15 protein-coding genes are annotated in these 19294 nt (G+C 46.2%); 1 reads left to right on the forward strand and 14 read right to left on the reverse strand.

Annotated elements, in window-relative coordinates:
- Positions 1-31: 31 nt before the first annotated feature.
- The 12 genes from C7W93_RS13070 to C7W93_RS13130 all read right to left on the reverse strand — a co-directional run bounded on the left by C7W93_RS13070 (position 32) and on the right by C7W93_RS13130 (position 16616).
- Positions 32-1102 carry a glycosyltransferase family 4 protein gene (locus C7W93_RS13070; RefSeq protein ID WP_108440665.1) on the reverse strand — a complete coding sequence of 357 codons (1071 nt, stop codon included), beginning with the start codon at positions 1100-1102 and terminating at the stop codon, positions 32-34.
- Positions 1099-3429 (reverse strand): glycosyltransferase, encoded by a 2331-nt coding sequence (locus C7W93_RS13075; protein ID WP_108440666.1) that lies wholly within the window; start codon positions 3427-3429, stop codon positions 1099-1101. The genes C7W93_RS13070 and C7W93_RS13075 overlap by 4 nt, the downstream gene beginning before the upstream one ends.
- Positions 3430-3612: 183 nt before the next feature.
- On the reverse strand, positions 3613-4746 hold the full coding sequence (locus tag C7W93_RS13080; RefSeq protein ID WP_108440667.1) for a glycosyltransferase: 1134 nt from the start codon (positions 4744-4746) through the stop codon (positions 3613-3615).
- Positions 4743-6191, reverse strand: coding sequence for a lipopolysaccharide biosynthesis protein (locus C7W93_RS13085; RefSeq protein ID WP_108440668.1), 1449 nt, complete (start codon positions 6189-6191; stop codon positions 4743-4745). The genes C7W93_RS13080 and C7W93_RS13085 overlap by 4 nt, the downstream gene beginning before the upstream one ends.
- A gap of 326 nt (positions 6192-6517) precedes the next feature.
- Positions 6518-7087 carry an acyltransferase gene (locus C7W93_RS13095; RefSeq protein WP_201747260.1) on the reverse strand — a complete coding sequence of 190 codons (570 nt, stop codon included), beginning with the start codon at positions 7085-7087 and terminating at the stop codon, positions 6518-6520.
- A 2-nt stretch (positions 7088-7089) separates the two neighbouring features.
- Positions 7090-8235, reverse strand: coding sequence for a dTDP-4-amino-4,6-dideoxy-D-glucose aminotransferase VioA (gene vioA / locus C7W93_RS13100; RefSeq protein ID WP_108440670.1), 1146 nt, complete (start codon positions 8233-8235; stop codon positions 7090-7092).
- A gap of 176 nt (positions 8236-8411) precedes the next feature.
- On the reverse strand, positions 8412-9440 hold the full coding sequence (locus C7W93_RS13105; RefSeq protein ID WP_108440671.1) for an NAD-dependent epimerase/dehydratase family protein: 1029 nt from the start codon (positions 9438-9440) through the stop codon (positions 8412-8414).
- A 143-nt stretch (positions 9441-9583) separates the two neighbouring features.
- Complete coding sequence (gene tviB, locus C7W93_RS13110; protein ID WP_108440672.1) at positions 9584-10861, reverse strand: Vi polysaccharide biosynthesis UDP-N-acetylglucosamine C-6 dehydrogenase TviB; 1278 nt, start codon at positions 10859-10861, stop codon at positions 9584-9586.
- Positions 10862-11104: 243 nt separating this feature from the next.
- Positions 11105-13321 carry a polysaccharide biosynthesis tyrosine autokinase gene (locus C7W93_RS13115; RefSeq protein ID WP_108440673.1) on the reverse strand — a complete coding sequence of 739 codons (2217 nt, stop codon included), beginning with the start codon at positions 13319-13321 and terminating at the stop codon, positions 11105-11107.
- Positions 13322-13513: 192 nt separating this feature from the next.
- Positions 13514-13987, reverse strand: coding sequence for a low molecular weight protein-tyrosine-phosphatase (locus tag C7W93_RS13120; protein ID WP_108440674.1), 474 nt, complete (start codon positions 13985-13987; stop codon positions 13514-13516).
- On the reverse strand, positions 13984-15033 hold the full coding sequence (locus C7W93_RS13125) for a polysaccharide biosynthesis/export family protein (protein ID WP_108442103.1): 1050 nt from the start codon (positions 15031-15033) through the stop codon (positions 13984-13986). The genes C7W93_RS13120 and C7W93_RS13125 overlap by 4 nt, the downstream gene beginning before the upstream one ends.
- Positions 15034-15590: 557 nt before the next feature.
- Positions 15591-16616, reverse strand: a complete 1026-nt coding sequence (locus tag C7W93_RS13130; protein WP_161539931.1) for a glycosyltransferase — start codon at positions 16614-16616, stop codon at positions 15591-15593.
- Between C7W93_RS13130 and C7W93_RS25270 the strand changes: the two genes are divergently transcribed.
- Complete coding sequence (locus C7W93_RS25270; RefSeq protein ID WP_255419164.1) at positions 16602-16733, forward strand: hypothetical protein; 132 nt, start codon at positions 16602-16604, stop codon at positions 16731-16733. The genes C7W93_RS13130 and C7W93_RS25270 overlap by 15 nt on opposite strands.
- 896 nt (positions 16734-17629) lie before the next feature.
- Here the strand turns inward: C7W93_RS25270 and C7W93_RS13140 are convergent.
- Both C7W93_RS13140 and C7W93_RS13145 read right to left on the reverse strand, forming a co-directional pair.
- A complete protein-coding gene (locus C7W93_RS13140) occupies positions 17630-17980 on the reverse strand; it encodes a hypothetical protein (RefSeq protein WP_108440677.1) in 351 nt (116 codons plus the stop codon).
- A gap of 130 nt (positions 17981-18110) precedes the next feature.
- Entirely contained in the window at positions 18111-19289 is a 1179-nt protein-coding gene (locus C7W93_RS13145; protein WP_108440678.1) for an aspartate aminotransferase family protein, read from the reverse strand.
- Between the last annotated feature and the right edge of the window lie 5 nt (positions 19290-19294).

Raw genomic sequence — 19294 nt, forward strand, 5'->3', positions numbered from 1 at the left:
GTTACGCCACAAATACTGAACGCATCGGCTGTCAGGCAGTAGCAGCTGCAACCAACGACCGCGCCAGTCTTGGGCCTGTCTGCTGAATGCAATACTGATGCTCTACTTTTTCTCTTCCAGCCTGCCCCATGCGCTGCCGCAAAGCGGGATCTGTCAACAATTTCAGCAAAGCTTGCTCCCACTCCTGCGGTGTCTCGGCTAAAAATCCATTAATACCGTGCTCTACAATCTGGCGGTTCACGCCCACAGGGGAAGCCACAACAGGCAAACCACAAGCCATGTATTGAATCAGTTTATAGCCACATTTACCCCGCTCGAAAGGCTCATCCACCAACGGCATGATACCGATATCGAAACTGGCGATAGAAGTCACTTCGCTTTGCTCCGTCCATGGAATCGACGTCATAGGCAGACCAAGAGCCGGAGCATCAATACCAATCGCAGCGAAACGCGCCTCACCGGCTGACGCAAGGCGTGTAAAAAGCGGTTTGTACGGATTAAGAAAAGATGCGGTAGCGCGTTGACCAATCCAGCCAACGCAAGGCGCAGCGACATTCGTTTTTGCTGATGAATACGATGCTATGGGATAGCGATCCAGATCAATCACAGTCGGCACGATCTCGACCCGTGGTGCTCCACTTTTCCGTGCGAAATCGGCCAGATATGCGTTACCCGCAAACACCAGCGCCGCGCCGCGCATCAACGCCGGGTGTTTAGTGCCCAGCAAAGTCCTCACCAACGGATTCCGATGCTGATCATAATAATGAAAAACGGCGTCATCATAATCTAGAACATAAGGCACATTACTAGACAATAAAGTCTGCTCCACCCAAGCCGGCAGCCACGGCAAAACCTCTTTTTCGATCCAGACCAGATCGAATGAACGACTATTCAGCAATGCCTTGACGCGGCCGACATAAGCCTGCGCCAAGTCGCTAAATTTGCGCCTGTTGCGCTGCAAACCAGTGACGTAAGCATCGGAAAATAGCGGGGCGAGAGTCACATCAACGCCCGCAGCCTCAAGCCAAGGGAGGTACTGCATTAAACGCAGACGACTACTGGCGCCGAGACGACTATAACGTGGCAATACCAACACCCTCATGATGCGGCAATCATTTGTTCATATACTGCTGCATAACGCGCCACACCCTCGTCCAACGAGAAATGCCGTTCCGCTGCGGCGACACAGCGACCACGGGTGGCTGGATCGGCCGCCAACAGCAGAAGCTGCTGCAAAGCAGCTGCCATTGACGCTTCGTCAAAAGAGGCAAGCGCAACGCCAACCTGTTCGCCTTCAAGAACTTCCGCCATATCCCCTACACCCGCGTTACCAAGGCAAGGAATGCCACAGCCCAGAAATTCTGCCAGCTTGGTAGGTGCAGATGCTTGCTTGGAAAATACAGGCTTGATAAAGAAAATTCCCGCATCCATACGGGCCATCTGACGCGGCACTTCGGCGTGGGTAGCGGTGGTCAACTCTACCGCGGTATCCGGCACACCAGCAGCAGCCAGACGCTCAAGAATGTAGGCATGCTCGCCACGGTTAACAATCAAAAAGCGTGCATCCGGTTGTATGCGCAACAACTGCGCAAAACAGGCAACCACTTCATCGAATAAATACCAAGTTCCAGCTGAACCTACATAGCCCAGCACAAAACCGCCACCCGAATGCAGAGAAGGCATAGGCACGAAGCGCGCCAAATCCGCACAGGTAGGAATAACAGTGACAGGCGGCATGCATCCTTTCAGATACGCAAAGCGCTGCATCTCGCGGACTGCTGCATGAGTAAGTGACACTACATGATCAGCTGCCAGAAGAAAGCGACGTTCAAAGCCCTTCGCCACACGGAACATGCGCCCACTACGTGGCCACAAACCGCCATCCACCCGCTCGTCAGCCCAAAAACCACGCATATCAAATCCAAATTTCACACCTGTCAGACGTTTAAGCGCCAACGCCATGACCGATGCTACATAGCTGCGCGCATGCACGATACGCAGACGATGGCGGACTACTAACCACAGGCCTACAAATATGCCACAGGCAATATCCCATAAGGTAGCCAGAGCCGAGGGGCGTTTGTGATAGCGTAACGGGTGCCAGACGATGCCCGCACTCGCAATGTCATGCGCAATGCGTTCTCGCTCTGTTGTGTTGGCCCAATCTTCAGCCTTCTCAAAACTGATCAGATGAATACGTCGACCATCCACCAGACGTTTGAGGTATGCCAATACTTGAGACTGGCCCAATGGCTCAAGCATGCCATCGTAGGAAATATATAGGACGCCCGGTTTTAAGGATTCGGCCACATCCGCTGCGGGCGGAAACAGAAGCTCCTCGTATTGATCAACCGCTTTATCAATAGAAAAATCTTGCGCCCGCGCCTTGAGTGCAGCATGGTCATGCGTGGCGGCTAACGACTCTGCCATCGCCGCAGCCAATGCGGCAGCATCACCCACGGGCACAAGCCGTCCGAATTTCCCATCGCTCAAAATTTCTCTAGGGCCGGATGGACAGTCGGTACTGACTACTGGCGTGCCTGTCGCTAGCGCCTCGATGATCACCGTCGGCAATCCCTCGCCAGTGGAAGACAAAACGTGCAAATCCGCTTGCTGATAATACGGTGACGCGTCTTTCACAAAGCCTGGCATAAAGACACTGCCCTCAATCCCTAATCTTCGAACCTCAGCTTCCAGAGCAGGACGGCATTCTCCCTCGCCTAAAATTAATAATCGAGCATCGCAGCCCTGGCGCAAAATGGCAAAGGCGTTCAAAAGAGTGACGTAATCCTTGATGACCTTGAGAGTCCCAACTGCAAGAACACGATGATGCGCGCCGGTCCACCAGCCAGTCGGACCAAGCGCATCACTAGCAGGAGGTTTTTCATCACCGACGACAGGGTTGTAAATAACAGTGATGGCATTGCGATTCAGATTAGCAAAACGCGCCAAGTCCTCGGCTGCGCCTTGCGAGACAGCGACGATGCCATCCGCGCCTGGAAATACACGGTGCATGGACGTACGCACCTGCCAACCAACAGACCGACGTCTGAGCAATTCTGAACGCGACCAGGTGGTATGTTCGGCCACCACTACGCGCACAGGCACGCGGGACAAGAAGCGCGCCCACAAGGTAATTACAGTCAGCGGCCACATACAAGCCAGAATAGCTGTCGGTCGCGCTTGGCGCAGATAACGTACCAGTGGGAAGATAGCACTACGTAAGCGCACAACCTGTAAATCAACCACATGGATTTCAGGCCGGAGATCAGCAAGAAACTCGCCGGTTGCGGATAACAGCACCATGTCAACTTTATAGCCACGTTGGGCGAAGCTGTTAGCTAGATTTACAGTAACGCGTTCTGCACCCCCTCCACGAAGATCAGGAAGAAAGAAAGAAACGAGGGTATTTTCTGCTAAAGGCGACATAATAATCTTGCAAAATAAATAAAATTTTAATTCAATTTTCTTAAACTCAAAAATAACTAACCAAATTGAGTTATATAATTCCGCGAAATTGAAGAGAGGTATTTTTAATTACTTTAAATAAAGTCAGAATATATTTACCCAACCCAATTATTTAAAAACATCCCGCTAACGACTAGAATTACCTCAAACAACTTGATTGCGCTCGATATCCAAAAGTATTTTTTTTAAACACACAATTTTTAATATCTTATTAAAAATTCTAATAAAAAAAATCGGACGATCGAAAAAAAATTTATTAAAATATTTAATAATTTCTGGAGATGACGTACTCAATCCAACATAATAAAAAAACCTCATTTTACTAAATTTACTTAAATATATTTTAAAATAATCATTAAACAACAATTTATAATTTTCTCGATAGCCACCGGTCAAATAAAACAAAGACATCTCATAATATTGCTTCTCCACCATGGAATCTATTTCTTTTTTATATTTTCCATTGAGAAATATATTAAGTTCATTTAAGGAATAAATAAATTTCTCAAAAAAAATTTTTCTTTTCTCTACATCATTCATTCCTACACTCCAAGAGGCAGCATTATTCACTCTATACGCAGCCATCACCTTGTTTAAATAGACTGCCCCTCCCCTTGCACTACCGAAAATTTGCAAATAATAGTCACCTACCGGCGCGTTACAATAAAACTTTGGCAGTGACTCTATAACTTTCTTTTTAAATAAAAGTGATGCTGTTGGACAAAATGATCCACCGCCTTTAATAATTTGGGTAGTAGTAAATATCTTATTTTTAATTGAATGGAATGCGGTTACTTTCTTTGTCCGTAAGGAATCCGAAACAATTATTGCTGGATGAAAAGACAGATCACATTCAGGATGCCTTCTCATCTCATCGATTTGGAGTTGCAACTTCAATGGATTGATCCAATAATCGTCACCTTCACAAATCGCAATATATTCCCCCCTAGCATGTTGAAAATTTTCAATTACATTAGCCATCATGCCAATATTTATTTCATTTCTTATATATTTTATCCAACAACCTCTAGGGTGCTCTGACATAATTCGTTGGATTACCGCATCTGTTTGATCTGGCGAATTATCATTAGATATTATTAGCTCAATTTCAAAATCAGTTTCCTGCATTAACACACCGTTAATCGCTTCTTCAATATACTTTTCATGATTATATGTAATCATAGAAACACTAACCAATATTTTTTTAGGCAAAACTACCGACTTAATTACTTTAGCTTCATCCAGGTAGTTATACTCACGCAATGTTTTATCCATCATGCTTTCTTATCAAGTAAAAAATCCTTACGGAATAAATTTATAACATCGCGCATAGCAGACAAGCCAACAATATGTCCAAGTACTAAAAAAATAACTGTCCCCGATATAACTAGCGTAAGCAATTGCAGGATAGGTATCAAATACAAATTAATATCTATCAAATATACAGCCGATGCCATAACGGTCGAAATCAATAATACTGGTGCAAAATCTTGAATCTGAGAAATAATCCCATAATCAAGAAAACGTTTACTGTAATAGGCGTTGATAAGGAACGCCACAGCTCCAAAAATTACTTGACTCCAAGCTATTCCCAATACGCCGTAAAATGCACCCACAATTAGAAAAAGACTACCAACTATTTTTTTTGCCACCTCAAGTTTGAAAAATAGGTGGGAATAGCCTTGCGCCATTAGCACATTTAAATTAATAACATGTAGTGGCCAGAAGACACCCCCAATACAAAGTACTTGCATTATGGGTACCGCGGGTAGCCACTTCGCTCCAAATAGAACATGTATTAAAGGCTCTGCCACCGCAGCCAAACCTAGCATCATCGGTGCGTTAACCAACATCATTCCGCGTAGAGCAAGTCGAACACCGCGTCGCAATTGAACTACGTCATGCGCGGCAGCAGAAAAAATGGGAAATGCCACACGACCAAGAACTCCCGTAAGTACTCCAACAGGAAGTTGCTTGGTGCTATCTGCACGATTATAAAAACCCAATTCGCGGACACCATAAAACTTGCCAATCAATATTGAATAAATGCGGTTGTAAATTATATCTAGCATTCCAGCTGCAAGTAGATAACCACCAAATCCAAACAAGCGTCTAGCCGAATCAAAGCTAAATACCCATTTTGGTCGCCATGTACTAAAAAACCAAAGCAAAGCCGTTGTAACCAATGTGGCAGCCAGTGTCTGAACGGCAAGCGCCCACACACCGTAGCCTTGCCAAGCCATCACCATTGCCACACTGCCGGATAAAATAGTAGTAATCGCGCCAATTTTCATTTGCGTCTTGAAGTCGAGGCGTTTGTTCAACAAGGTGCCATGCACAGAGCCCAGCGCACTAATAATAATATTCAGTGATAGAAGCCAAGTCAGTGGTATCAGAATCTTCCTATCAAAAAATGCTGCAATGAAAGGTGCCGAAGCAGCCAATGCCAATGCCACCATTAAAGCCATCACCAAATTGAACCAGAATACAGTCGACTCATCGGTGTGCGTCACATTCTGCCGCTGAACGAGTGCAGCAGAAAATCCGCTATCGACAAATGCACTTGCAATACCTGTGAATAGGTAAAGTAACGCAATAGTCCCGAATTCATCAGGGGATAGCATCCGAGCCAAAGCGATGGAAACGCCAAACTGTAGGCCTTGGCGCAACAAAATGTCCGCACCGCTCCAAAGAACAGCAGTCTTTGCCTTTTGTTTAAGCATAGGAAACCCGAACAGTCTTGCTGAGAGCGGCACGTAAAATTTGAATTACCACTCTACTCAATAGATATTGTTTTGCGATCAACTCAGACGCATTAAAAATGGAAACCTTGGACGCACCGAGTACAAATTTCATCCAAGGCCTTAAAGTTAGGGTTAAGACCTGGAATTGATCTTGGTCAAGACCCAAAATATTTTTTTTACTCTGCATTAAATGTCTTATAAAAAGAATATCCAAGGCATCGTGCATAGATAAGCAGTGCTACGCCATCGATACCGCGCTTGCAACATAAAAAACAATCAATGATGGTCAGCCCCTATACGCCACGTTATTGATGGCTATCGGACAGAAATACTTTTTCCAAAGTAAGAAGGTCACGCCTGCGTTCTTTGATTAGCTTAGCGGGCGTCCCAGCATAAATACCAAATGCCCTACAATTCCGTTGGACTAGGCTGAGGGCGCCGATTGCAACGCCATCTTCTAAGGTTACACCTGGAAGAATGACACTTCCACATCCGACAATAGCGTGCCTGCCAACAAATACTTCAGCGTGGATCACACCCGTAAATTGGATGGGAACCATCGGATTAGTCATAGTGGCACCGGAATAGTCGTCGCTACTGGAATATATTGAAACGCGTGAGGAAATATTACAAAAATCGCAGAGCGTAATTTTTGCCGCACCAATCAGCGAGGAATACGCTGCAACATGAACATGGTTACCAATCGTGATGCCGTTAGCCCCAGCAGAAAGTATGCAAAAATCGTCAATTCGGACGTTATCACCAAGTCTGATATTTGCGCAGTTATAGAACGATGCTCGATCAGAAATAAATACATTTTCACCCACGGAGGCAAAACCCATACGTTCTATTACGATGCGATCCAATGTAGCCAAAATCAGCTCTCCCGAATCAATTCAATGATTCGTTCCTGCTCATCCTGCCTAAGTGCAGGATAAATCGGTAAGCACAATACTTTAAATGCAATGTCCGTCGCTACCGGCAAATTATCCCTATGTGCCGACGGCAGTCCCCGATACATGGGGAAATCCGTAATCAATGGGTAAAAATAGCGGCGTGCAAAAATGCCTTGATCCTTGAGCTTTTGATACAGACCGTCCCGACTAATTGAATAATCAGCATCCACTAGAATAGGGAAATAAGAATAATTGGCAGCTGTTTCACCTGAGTCCCCCACACAACGGATACCCTTGACATCCCTAAGCAATTCGCGATAAGTAATATCGATTTCCTTACGCCGAGCAAGCGCTTGATCCAAATGCTGCAATTGCAACATCCCGAAAGCAGCGTTGACTTCACTCATTTTTCCGTTAATGCCGGGCGCAACAACTGTCAGCTCATCGACAAAACCAAAGTTCTTCAACTGATCAATACGTAGCTTCGTTTTAGCATCTGGGCAAATGATAGCGCCGCCTTCAAAAGTATTAAATACTTTGGTGGCATGGAAACTCAGGACCGACAAATCTCCATATTTAAGTACACTACCTTTTTTATTTTCCACTCCAAATGCGTGAGCTGCGTCGTAGATCACCTTGAGATTGTAGTTATCAGCTATCTTTTGAATGGCCTCAACATCACACGGATGCCCGTAACAATGTACCGGCATAATAGCGGTGGTCTGTGGTGTAATCGCAGCCTCAATCTTGGCAGGGTCAAGATTGAGCGTATTGGGATCGATGTCCACGAAAACAGGTTTGATACCGTTCCATAATAGTGAATGAGAAGTCGCTACGAAGGAGTACGGAGTAGTAATAACTTCGCCAGTAATCCGGAGCGCCTGCAACGCTGTAATGAGTGCGAGAGTCCCGTTGGAAAACAGAGCAAGATGTTCCACACCAAGGTATTCGCACAATGCTTTCTCTAACTGCTGATGGAAAGGCCCACCGTTAGTCAAAACTTTACTTTCCCAAATTTTCTCTAAATATGGTATGAACTCTTCAAGCGGTGGCAAATAGGGTTGAGTAACGTAAATGGGTTTGCTAACTTGGGTATTGATAGCGTAAAGGGGTTTGCTGTTACTCATATTTTTCCTTGCTCAGAGGTCTGTACATACCAGCACATCGCGACATCATGTCGCTTTCCAGTTACCTGGTTACTGGCGTTAAAAAACATAAATCCACTACTCAATGGCCTCGGAAGCACAACCGATTGGTTATAGAAAAATGCTTTTGTCGCGAGTCGTCATCATTTTTCCTAAGTTCAATCTTTATTATTTTTCTCGACATACCAAGGCATCGCCGCCTCAAGACCCTGTTGAATGCGATACGCAGGTACATAACCAAGTCGCTGCGCAACCTTGCTAATATCCGCTTGAGAATGCCGTACATCACCATCCCGAAAGTCGCGATAGATAACGTCCTTCTCATACAGACGGCCATTCGCCTTGAGTGTCGATTTAAGGCTGCCGACAAGCTCGTTTAATGTCGTGATATCACTTACTGCGACGTTATAAACTTCGTTTTTGTTGTCGGCTGAAGTGGTTGCTGCAAGCAAATTAGCCTGCACTGTGTTCTCGATAAAGCAGAAATCACGACTGGTTTCGCCGTCGCCATTGATAAAAATTTCTTTATTATTAATCATCGATGCGATCCATTTCGGAATCACCGCAGCGTAGGCGCCATTCGGATCCTGACGTTTGCCGAAGACGTTGAAATAGCGCAGTCCAATAGTTTTGAAACCGTAGCAGCGTGCAAAGACTTCTGCATACAATTCATTCACATATTTAGTAACCGCGTAAGGTGATAACGGCTTGCCTATCGTGTCTTCGACCTTGGGCAAGCCCGGATGATCGCCGTAAGTAGAACTGGATGCGGCATAGACGAAGGACGTCACCGATGCATCTCTGGATGCCGTCAGCATATTCAGAAAGCCGTTGATATTGACGTCGTTAGTGGTGATCGGGTCTTTAAGCGAACGCGGGACAGATCCCAGCGCGGCCTGATGCAGTACGTAATCAACGCCTTGCACTGCTTGCTGGCATGCGTTGATATCACGTATATCACCATTGATGAAGTTGAATCGTGACCACCGTTTGGCACCCACCAGCTCTTTTACTTCATCTAAATTATGCTGATGACCGGTCGCAAAGTTATCCAGGCCGACGACATCCTGGTCCAACTTGAGCAAGGTTTCCAATAAATTAGACCCGATAAAACCTGCACATCCGGTGATGAGCCATTTTTTTGGTTGTTCGCGTAATTCGTGTTGGATTTGTTCGAAACGGTTCATGCTATGGATTTTCTTTTCACGTTAATTTAGAAGACGCATTATTATCAAATCCGAATTGAAAATGGAGACAGCATTAAAAGGCCCTTAGCAATAAGTGCTGTGCTTAACCCTGTGCCGTATCTCATTCGCAATAGATTTTTACATTACAAACGGACATCCGCGTCGCCTTTTGGCAGCACATATTTCAGGTCGAACAGCACGTGTTCTTTTTTCCCGAAGGTTCGCATACCAGCGGCACCCATTTCCTTAAACTCGCGATGTGCGACGGCAAGGATGACCGCGTCGTACTTGCCTTGCTCTGGAGTTTGAACTGGCGTGATGCCGTACTCATGCTGCGCACCTTCTGCACTTACCCATGGATCGTAGACGTCGACATTTACGTTGTAGTCTTTCAACTCATTGATGATGTCGATAACCTTGGTGTTGCGCAGATCAGGACAATTTTCTTTAAAGGCCAGGCCCATTACCAAAACATTGGCGTTTTCAACCTGGATACGGCGCTTAAGCATTTGTTTGACCAGTTGGCCGACAACGTAGCTACCCATATTGTCATTGATGCGCCGTCCCGCCAAGATAACTTGCGGGTGATAACCGAGTGACTCTGCCTTATGCGTCAGGTAGTAGGGATCTACGCCGATACAATGACCACCGACCAGACCGGGGCGAAACGGTAAAAAGTTCCACTTGGTTCCAGCTGCTTTCAGCACGTCTTCGGTATCGATATCCATCTTTTTGAAGATGATCGCCAGCTCATTCATTAACGCAATGTTGAGATCACGCTGGGTATTTTCGATCACCTTGGCTGCCTCTGCGACCTTGATCGAAGAAGCTTTGTGCGTACCAGCCACAATAATGCTGCCATACAGCGCATCTACAAAATCAGCCGTCTCTGGCGTAGAGCCGGACGTGACCTTAGTGATGGTGGTCAATCTGTGTTCTTTATCACCTGGATTAATCCGCTCTGGGCTGTAGCCAACAAAGAAATCTTCGTTAAATTTAAGTCCCGAAACACGTTCGATCACTGGTACGCAATACTCTTCAGTCGCGCCCGGATAGACAGTGGACTCATATACCGCAATGTCACCTTTCTTGATGACTTTGCCTAGCGTCTCCGACGCTTTTTGCAGAGGTGTCAGGTCGGGTTGTTTATGTTCATCAATCGGGGTCGGTACAGTGATGATGTAAACAGTCGCTTGGCGTAAATCTTCAAGATTCGTAGAATAAGTCAGGTGAGTTGCTGACTTCAATTCTTCTTGATCCACTTCCAATGTGGTCTCAATACCTTCTTTTAATTCGTTCACCCGGCGTTGGTTGATATCGAATCCTAACGTGGAATATTTTTTCCCAAACTCTACTGCGAGCGGCAGGCCGACATAGCCAAGGCCGATGATTGCAATGCGGGTATCTTTTGATGGTGTCATGGTTAGTTGATTGATGCCGATAGAATAGTGGTCAAGTAACTGTTACTTGAATAAGAGGCCTTACAAATTATTCTGAAATATAGCGCCGCATTGCAATGTCGGAGCATGAAATTAAATTATTGGAACGTGAGAATGCGCTCGTAAGCACATATCGCTGCCGCTCCGTCCAACTCAGAGCGGCATCTCTCACTTTGTAACGCGTATTAAATTTGATTACAGCAATAGTAGCTATAACTCTTTGCTCTATTTGCCATAAGCGTATTCTGCTTGACGATATTTTCCGTATTTATAGTTGTAGCCATATCCACCTGGCCTTACCTTTACATCGTTGAAAATCACCCCCTTGACCGCATTAGTTGCCGTGCTCAAGCGTTTTATCGATTCCTTGATCTCTCCTGTCGTACTGTCGCCAGCGCGAACCACCAGAAAAACTGAACCGACAAGCGAAGCAATGATTAGGGGGTCAGACACTGCCAATATCGGCGGGGTATCGATTAATACGTAATCGTAGTGTGCCTCAAGTGATTTCAGCAAATCGCTGAAATTAGGGTGCAACAATAGGTCTGACGCATTCGGCGGCAAATTACCGGTGGAAATAAAGTCAACGTCAGGGACGACATCACGATGAAGTGTCTTCTCCAGGCTGTTGCTACCGGCAATTAATTCGGACAGGCCGTTTTGTTTTCCAAGGCCGAAATATTGATGGAGATATCCTTTGCGAAGATCGGCATCGACTAGCACTACCCTCTTGCCATTCGCCGCCAAAATAGCTGCGAAATTGGTACTGATAAAAGACTTACCGATTCCCGGTGTCGCACCGGTAATCATAATGACGTTATTCGAAGAACCCAACATTGAGAACTGTAAGGCAGTCCGCAGGCTACGCAAGCTTTCGACTGCGGTGTCTGTCGGCTCAACATGCGCAAGTACAGATATTTGTTTCGATTTCGAAAGAACCTGCTGATACAGCGATTGTTGAGTTTTGCTATGTGGAATAGTGGCATACACCGTTAATCCGAGAGTGCGTTCGATCTCTTCAGCGTCATCAACACCGCCATATAGCGTCTTTCTGAGAAAGGCGATAACAACGCCAAGAAATAGTCCCGCGATTAATGCAGCACCCACAATCAAAAGACGATTCGGGCCGATAGGTAGTTCCGGCGTTACGGCGGGATCCAACAATCGGGCGTTACCAACCTTACCGGCCTTGACCAACCGTAGCTGTTGCGAAGTGCTCAACAAATTAGTATAGAGATCTGTATTAACCTTAACGTCCAGTTCTAAGCGCAGCAAATCCTGTTCCAGCAAAGGAAGAGTCTTCACCTTCGCAATACTATCGCTGATCTCCTCCTTAATACCTCTAATTTCATTATCCAGTGCCTTGACTGAAGGATGCTCCGGCGTGCTGTCCACTAACAAAGCAGCTCTTTTCTGGGTTGCTTCGATTAACTTGGCTTGCGCTGTAGCCGACTGCTCCAAAGCACTTGACGCTTCGTCACTTAAACTAATGGAACCGTTGCTATTACGAAACTTGGTGTATTTAGATTGTGATAGCTCCAGCTTCCGCTTCACCTCTGGCAGTTGCTGATTCAGAAATACAAGAGATTTTTCAGCTTCTTCCGATTTTCGCTCAACGTTTTGAAAAAGATACTGACGCCCGATTTCATTGAGAATAATAGCGGTCCGCCCTGGATTAGCCCCTTCCAAAGTGGCATTTATAATGCCGGTGTCGCGCCCAACCTCTATCAATCCCAATGCCATCTGCAAACTCTTGATCTCTGCAAGTCTCGAACGTTGCATTATCAGGAACTCTGCACCAGCATTGGCTGCTAAACTTTCCACTTTTAAGTCGATGGGACCTACGGCAGTATTGATTCTGACAGGTACTCCTACACGACCTGCTACGTCAATCTTATGCTCGCCTTGCGTCAGGCGAAATTGACCATTGTCTTGTGCGATTAAGGTGAACTGCGCTCCCTGAAGGTTTGCAGGGACAGTGAAAGTCGATACCTTAATATTTTCTGTACCCCAGGCATAACCACCGTACCCAAATAAACCGGGCTGTGACAAATGTGAATTACGACTGGCAATCCACGTGCCAATGTACGGAAAATATTTTGGTTGCACGCTAAGGTTCAGTTGCAGATTATCAACTGCATGAGATACCACCATGCGAGTGCGAAGAATCTCTATCTCCGTAGGCGCAGCGGCTTTCAACTGGAACATCGCAGACATATCACCACTACCGCTTTTTGGAGTGGTATCTTCCACCTGAAGCACCATATTCGCCTGATAAATCGGCGTTTTAGTAAATGCCATTACTACGCCAATCAGGGTGATTACTAACGTAATGCCAATAATTAACCAGCGATGGTCGTAGAGAACGTCCAGATAGGTGGCAAGATCAATTTGATCATCATCTTGGTCAGACGGGACTGGCTGCGGAATCGGTTTGTTCATTAGATTTAATCGAAAATATTCAAAAACCAGTATGGAAATGTATGGCGAATAGCATTTATTAAGACGCTGCTAGTTCGGACACCGCTATTTAAGTGCGTTTGACGCTTTGCAATCGCTAACTAAAACGGCCCCTAAAACTTATCTATCCATACTACTGAGTAAGTCACGTTGCAAAAGGTCTTTACCAAGTACCTATTCATGCGCTGCCTTTTTTACAGGCCTCACTGGTTGCTCGATCTTATGCAAACGCTTGACCCACTCTTCCACTCCAGCATTAATCAATGTGTATGACTGCTCGAAAGCAGCCTTGTCTTTGCGATAGGGGTCAGCAATGTCGCTATTGGCGTACTCGCCAAGGCGAAATACTTTACCTTTTGCAGAAGGATATTTTTGCTCGACATACTGTTTCTGCGCGATATCCATCGTCATAATCAAGTCAGCTTGGCTTACCATCCAGCTCACGAGGCCTTGCCCACGATGCTCGCTAATATCGATTCCGCGCTGCTGCAAAATTTCTATTGTGAACGGATCAGCAGGATGCCCGACCATCGCAGTGATGCCAGCCGAGAAGATTTTTTTCTCTGGGAGGGCCTGCTTAAACAGGCCCTCAGCCATCGGGCTGCGACAGATATTACCCAGACAGAGTACAAGAATAGTATTGATCATTTTGTCGCTGCGTATATCCCAAGGGCGGTACCAGAAGATGGAACGATGAGATTAATCACACGGTTCCATGCACCTAGGCCACCAACATCGACATAGACGACATCCTGCGGTTTAAGCTGAAAATCTTCAGCCATCGCAAAGGATAGTGGCGAGCGCGCATCTAGCTGATACAGAATTGGACTAACGTCAGTAGCATTACGTACAACGTAGACCTGCTTGCCATCGGAGGAGAGCGGATTAATACCTCCAGCTTCACCCAAAGCATCTTTCAAAGTAAGACGGCCGTTGCGCATCGGAAGTGTCAAAGGACGCACCACCTCACCCAAAACAAATACTTTGCTTTCGTCGCGCGACTTAACTTGTACGACATCACCGCTGCTAAGCATAATGCTGGCAGGATTGATTCCTTTTTCGACTAGTTGAGGAAGGTCAACTGCATAAGGCGTTTTGTTACGGGTGACGATGATATTGCTTTGATCGCCGGTTGGCGTGATGCCACCGGCCCGACTTATGGCTTCAACCAACGTCATCGGAATATCATTGATCGGCTGAATCCCAGGAGTTTTTACTTCGCCATCAACATACACTCGCTGACTGCGATAACCCTGCACCTGAAAAGAGACATCCGGGTCTTTAACGTATCGCGTCAATTTCGATTTAATTAACTTGCGTGCCTGCATTTCAGTCAAACCACTGACTTTAATGCTGCCCAAAACTGGTATATGCAGTAGTCCATCGTAGTCAACGGTGAAACTGGCACCCGCGTTGGTAGCGTTAGCGGCTGCCGCTGCACCACCCGCAGTGTCAACTGGTGCTAGCAACGCAACAGAGGAAAAAATCGGCTGTCCCCGGACAGCGAACGTAACGACATCGCCGCTACCAATTTGATAGGGAGTTAACGGCGCGAGCAGCGGGACGACATCGGGCGCAGGTTCCTGCGCCCGTGCTTCCTTTTCCGCTTCCAATAACTGCGGGGTGATGACTTTTATCTGGGGGGTGATTCCGGATGCTTCAAACTGCGGCTTGTCCTTGGAATCTACATGCATCCCAGGGGCCATATAAGCACACGCAGTAAAACAAGGTATTAAAACAACCAAACTCCAATTTTTGAGCTTGGCATTTATTTGAAAATGCATGTAATTATCCAGCGTTGTGTTTGCGGCTTGTCTTTATCTGATAGAACATAAAAGACTGCATAATAATGGCCCATGTCGCAACAACAATGGGCCTTGGCGCGTTAAAGCTACTGGAGAGCTTGCTTCATTTGAACTATTTAAATGAAGATAAGCGTCACCTACTTAAATAACTCCTATTGTGAATCTCGGCTAAATGGATGTCTATTTACAGCTTTAGACGAGAACCGATAATAGCCATTACATCGGATTAATTAAATCAATTTAAAGGGTGGTCAACACAAACAACAAACACCGTACCATTCGTACTTGCATAAGCGCTTCACGCAATTCCTACCACCCATCATCAACTATGCGACCGACTTTAGATTGCAGGTTCAATTCCAAAAACGCTACATCTAAGCATCGACCCCTCAAGGGGACGCATTTTACACCATCATCTTCTTAGTTCCTATGCCGACGCCGATGACTCATGGCAACTCAACGTTTGGACCGATCGACAGATTTGACGATGATCGCACCGGTCCCCAGCGTCCTCGCACCAAGCGAGAATAAACAGCCATATAGAACAAAACCTGCACTGCAACCACCATCCCCGCACCGGGAATCGTTTTCCCGAACCACACGGCAGCTAGCGACACTGTCGCTATCCAAGTACTGACAAAGCAAGCGACGGATGCATTGCGGATCCATGGCTTATCATGATTATGGGTAAGCAATTGGCAAACTAGACGACGATAAATCAATGTGTGAAGATGCAGACAGTCAGGATGACCGGCACTTGCCTTACGGATAATCTTTCTACGATAAATACTATATAAGACTTCTGTAACCGGATAGCTGCATATGGCTAATACCTGCCAAGCATTAACGGAAGGGTTGCGTATAAGCAACAAAACAGCAATCTCCGAGACCAAAAAACCTAAAAGATAAGCACCGCCATCTCCAACAAACAAACGACCGGTTGGATAATTCACTAATAAAAAGCCGAATGCCGCTCCAACAACTAATATTGCTAACTGCGTTACGAAGGTGTCGCCGCATTGCCACGCAATAAATCCAAGGGCAGCCGACATAATAATCACCGCGCTAGAAGCAAGGCCGTGAAAACCGTCGATGATATTAATCGCATTTATTCCGCCCGCCACTACAAAGGCTGTAACGGCAATTGCGATGGGGGCAATCGTCAATAACGCATCCACTCCCCAAATGTCGAGTCCATCAATCGTGACACCCAATAGCCAACTCGCCAATAATGCAGAAATAATACTTGCGCTGAGGCGCACCTTGACCGAGACGCGCTTTGTCAAGTCTTCAACCGTGCCCGCAATAAAAATCGGGCAACCCGCTAGCAAAAGTTTAAACGTATCTTTTAATTGCGCCGTTTTACCTAGAACAGGATCAGCGAAGGCGAGGAAGAGAAGCGCAAAAACGATTCCGATAGCGATGGCCAGACCGCCGACTCGAGGAACCGCAGTTGTATGAAATTTTTGCACGCCGGAAAAATCGTGATCCAGAGAGTGCTTGCCGTGCCAGTCTTGCGACATCACGATCACTATGCTGCTTACAAAACTAGCCAGCGCTGCCGCGACGCCGACGCCGACCATACTTAATATCGGCATCATTTGTTTCTCACTTCTCGAATAGCGCGACCTCGAGCATCATTGTCCAATGACATTAGCAAAATCGAATCGATTTTTTTCTGAATGGATCCGCCGTCCAGCAAATGCGATAGGAATTGATCAAAAAGATCATTCACCCCAGAAGCCGCACATTGCTTGCAATGTGCTGTTGATAGATATTGCATTACAGTCCTGTTTGTTATTTATTACATACTTCTTGCATTGTATTTTGCTTTACTCTTTGACAAAATTAAGTAAAGCGCAATTTTCAAATATATACCGGCTATTACGGCGTCAACGCTACGGGCAATGCTATGTAAACCATCACCACTTATTAACAGTCAACGCAAAGCCTTTCATAAACGAAATTATCGGACTATGTATTTTAAATATTTCCTTGTAGCAACGTACTCTATAAGGCGGGTGGATTCTAGCGAGATAGTTGCATCAAATTAAACGTATTAATGCAAATTTATGAGAGAAGCCGTCTCCTGGGACCTTCTTGCGAAGCGAAACAAAGCAAGCTAACTTAGAGAAATCTCTTAAATTAACTTTTATATCTTGCGAATTCTATCATTCCTTCTTTGAAGAAATATTGTTGTCCAGAAAATTATTAATTTAAGGATACAAAATGCTGCTTTCGGACAACAGCAGTCTGATTGACAACTTTTACACAGTTACCGATAAGGGGATATGCAGCGTGGGTTTTACTTACTCATGGGAGAGAGAGCGCAGCCAGCGGCTCAAAAGCAAGCCGCCGTTGATAAGATGCGTCACAAGGGGATAACAATTTTCTTATGGATGAGACAAGTCCAATGCAAAGTAGCTCAGATGGATTTAGCAGACTTTTGATAGTTAAGAAAAAATTGCTAGACAGCAAAATTTCTCTACCCATGTAACCGTTCCGAGCATGCCACCTGAATGTCCACCCGGCTAGTAATATAGCGAACACCATAAGCAAGCGCAGCCCTTTTCCCAGGCGCAATAGTAGTGCTACGCGTTTCAGAAAACTGCGCGCCGTTGCTAAAATTGGCTGAACAGCGTAGCGGCTTGTCAGATCGATTTTGAATGGATACCGCAGGCACTGAAGTCCGAAACGATTGAACAACGATATCGTTATTTCCGCTATCTATCGTTGTCGTGCCCAAATAATCCCCACCCCATTGGGCTTGAACCAAACCCGGCAACAATCCCAAAGCCATCACCCTAAAAAACAACAAGACGAGCGACTTTTTCATCACTGCCATCCTTGCTGAAGATCAGCTTTTATTGTGGAATTGATTAGAGATGCGCCAACGAGAGATGTTCATTATTTTCACTAAAATGCATGGGAATTTTAGCTATTTTACAAACGCTGACGCCGAGTTTTTATGACAATAAACTAGCGCACCCCGCATCCATCGCGATGGTTGCTTCATCGACTTGCGCCATGCTCAGGATCAACGGGGGCAGTAACCGCACCATATTGTCACGTGCCGTCACGACCAGAACATTGTGATGTCGCAATGCCTCTGCAACAAGCGTATTTGGAACAATCGCAGGGACGCCGATCATCATTCCGCGCCCGCGCAGCGCGGGACCGAGTACCGTTGGATATTTATGCGCTAACCCAACCAGACACTTACGCAAATACTCCGAGACGCTTTGAACAGAAGGCAAAAAATCAGGCGCAAGCAATACATCCAGTACCGCGTTCCCAACTGCCATTGCCAAAGGATTGCCACCAAATGTTGTGCCATGGCTGCCAGCCACAAACCCGAGCGAGACCCGCTCAGTCGCCAGGCAAGCAGCAACCGGAAACCCTGCGCCAAGACCTTTCGCGGTCGCCAGAATATCAGGCTGTATATTGGCCCATTGATAGCAATATAGTTGACCAGTGCGACCATTTCCCGATTGCACCTCGTCTAAAATCAGCAACAAACCGAACTCGTCGGCTAATTTTCTTAAGCCTTGAAGAAAGTCGTCGCTTGCCGCGCGTACCCCGCCCTCACCTTGCACTGGCTCCAATAAAATGGCTGCCGTGTCGTCTCGAATAAGTTTCCGCACCGACGCAAGATCACCAAAAATGGCACGGTCAAACCCATCAATGTGCGGGGCGAACCCATCCATATATTTCTCTCCACCACCGGCCGCGATGGTCGCCAACGTGCGTCCATGAAACGCTCCATCAAAGACAATTGTGCGCCAGCGCTCCGGCTTAACTGTCACGTCGAAATAGCGGCGCGTCAGTTTTAATGCACATTCAACAGCTTCTGCACCGGTATTAGAAAAAAATACCCGATCGGCAAAAGTAGCTTCGCATAACCGCTCAGCCAAACGTTCCTGCTGAGGAATGCGATATTGGTTGGAGACGTGCCATAGTTTTTTTGCTTGCTCGGTCAAAGCCGCGCTCACGTGCGGATGACCATGGCCGAGGCTATTCACGCCAATACCCGTTGTAAAGTCAAAGTATTGTCTACCATCATCGCCGTAGAGATAGATGCCGTCTCCATGCGTGAAAGAAAGCGGTGCCCGGTTATACGACGGCATTAAGTAATCTTTTGACATTCAAA

Origin of the sequence: Glaciimonas sp. PCH181, from assembly GCF_003056055.1 — a bacterium.
GTDB lineage: Bacteria > Pseudomonadota > Gammaproteobacteria > Burkholderiales > Burkholderiaceae_D > Glaciimonas.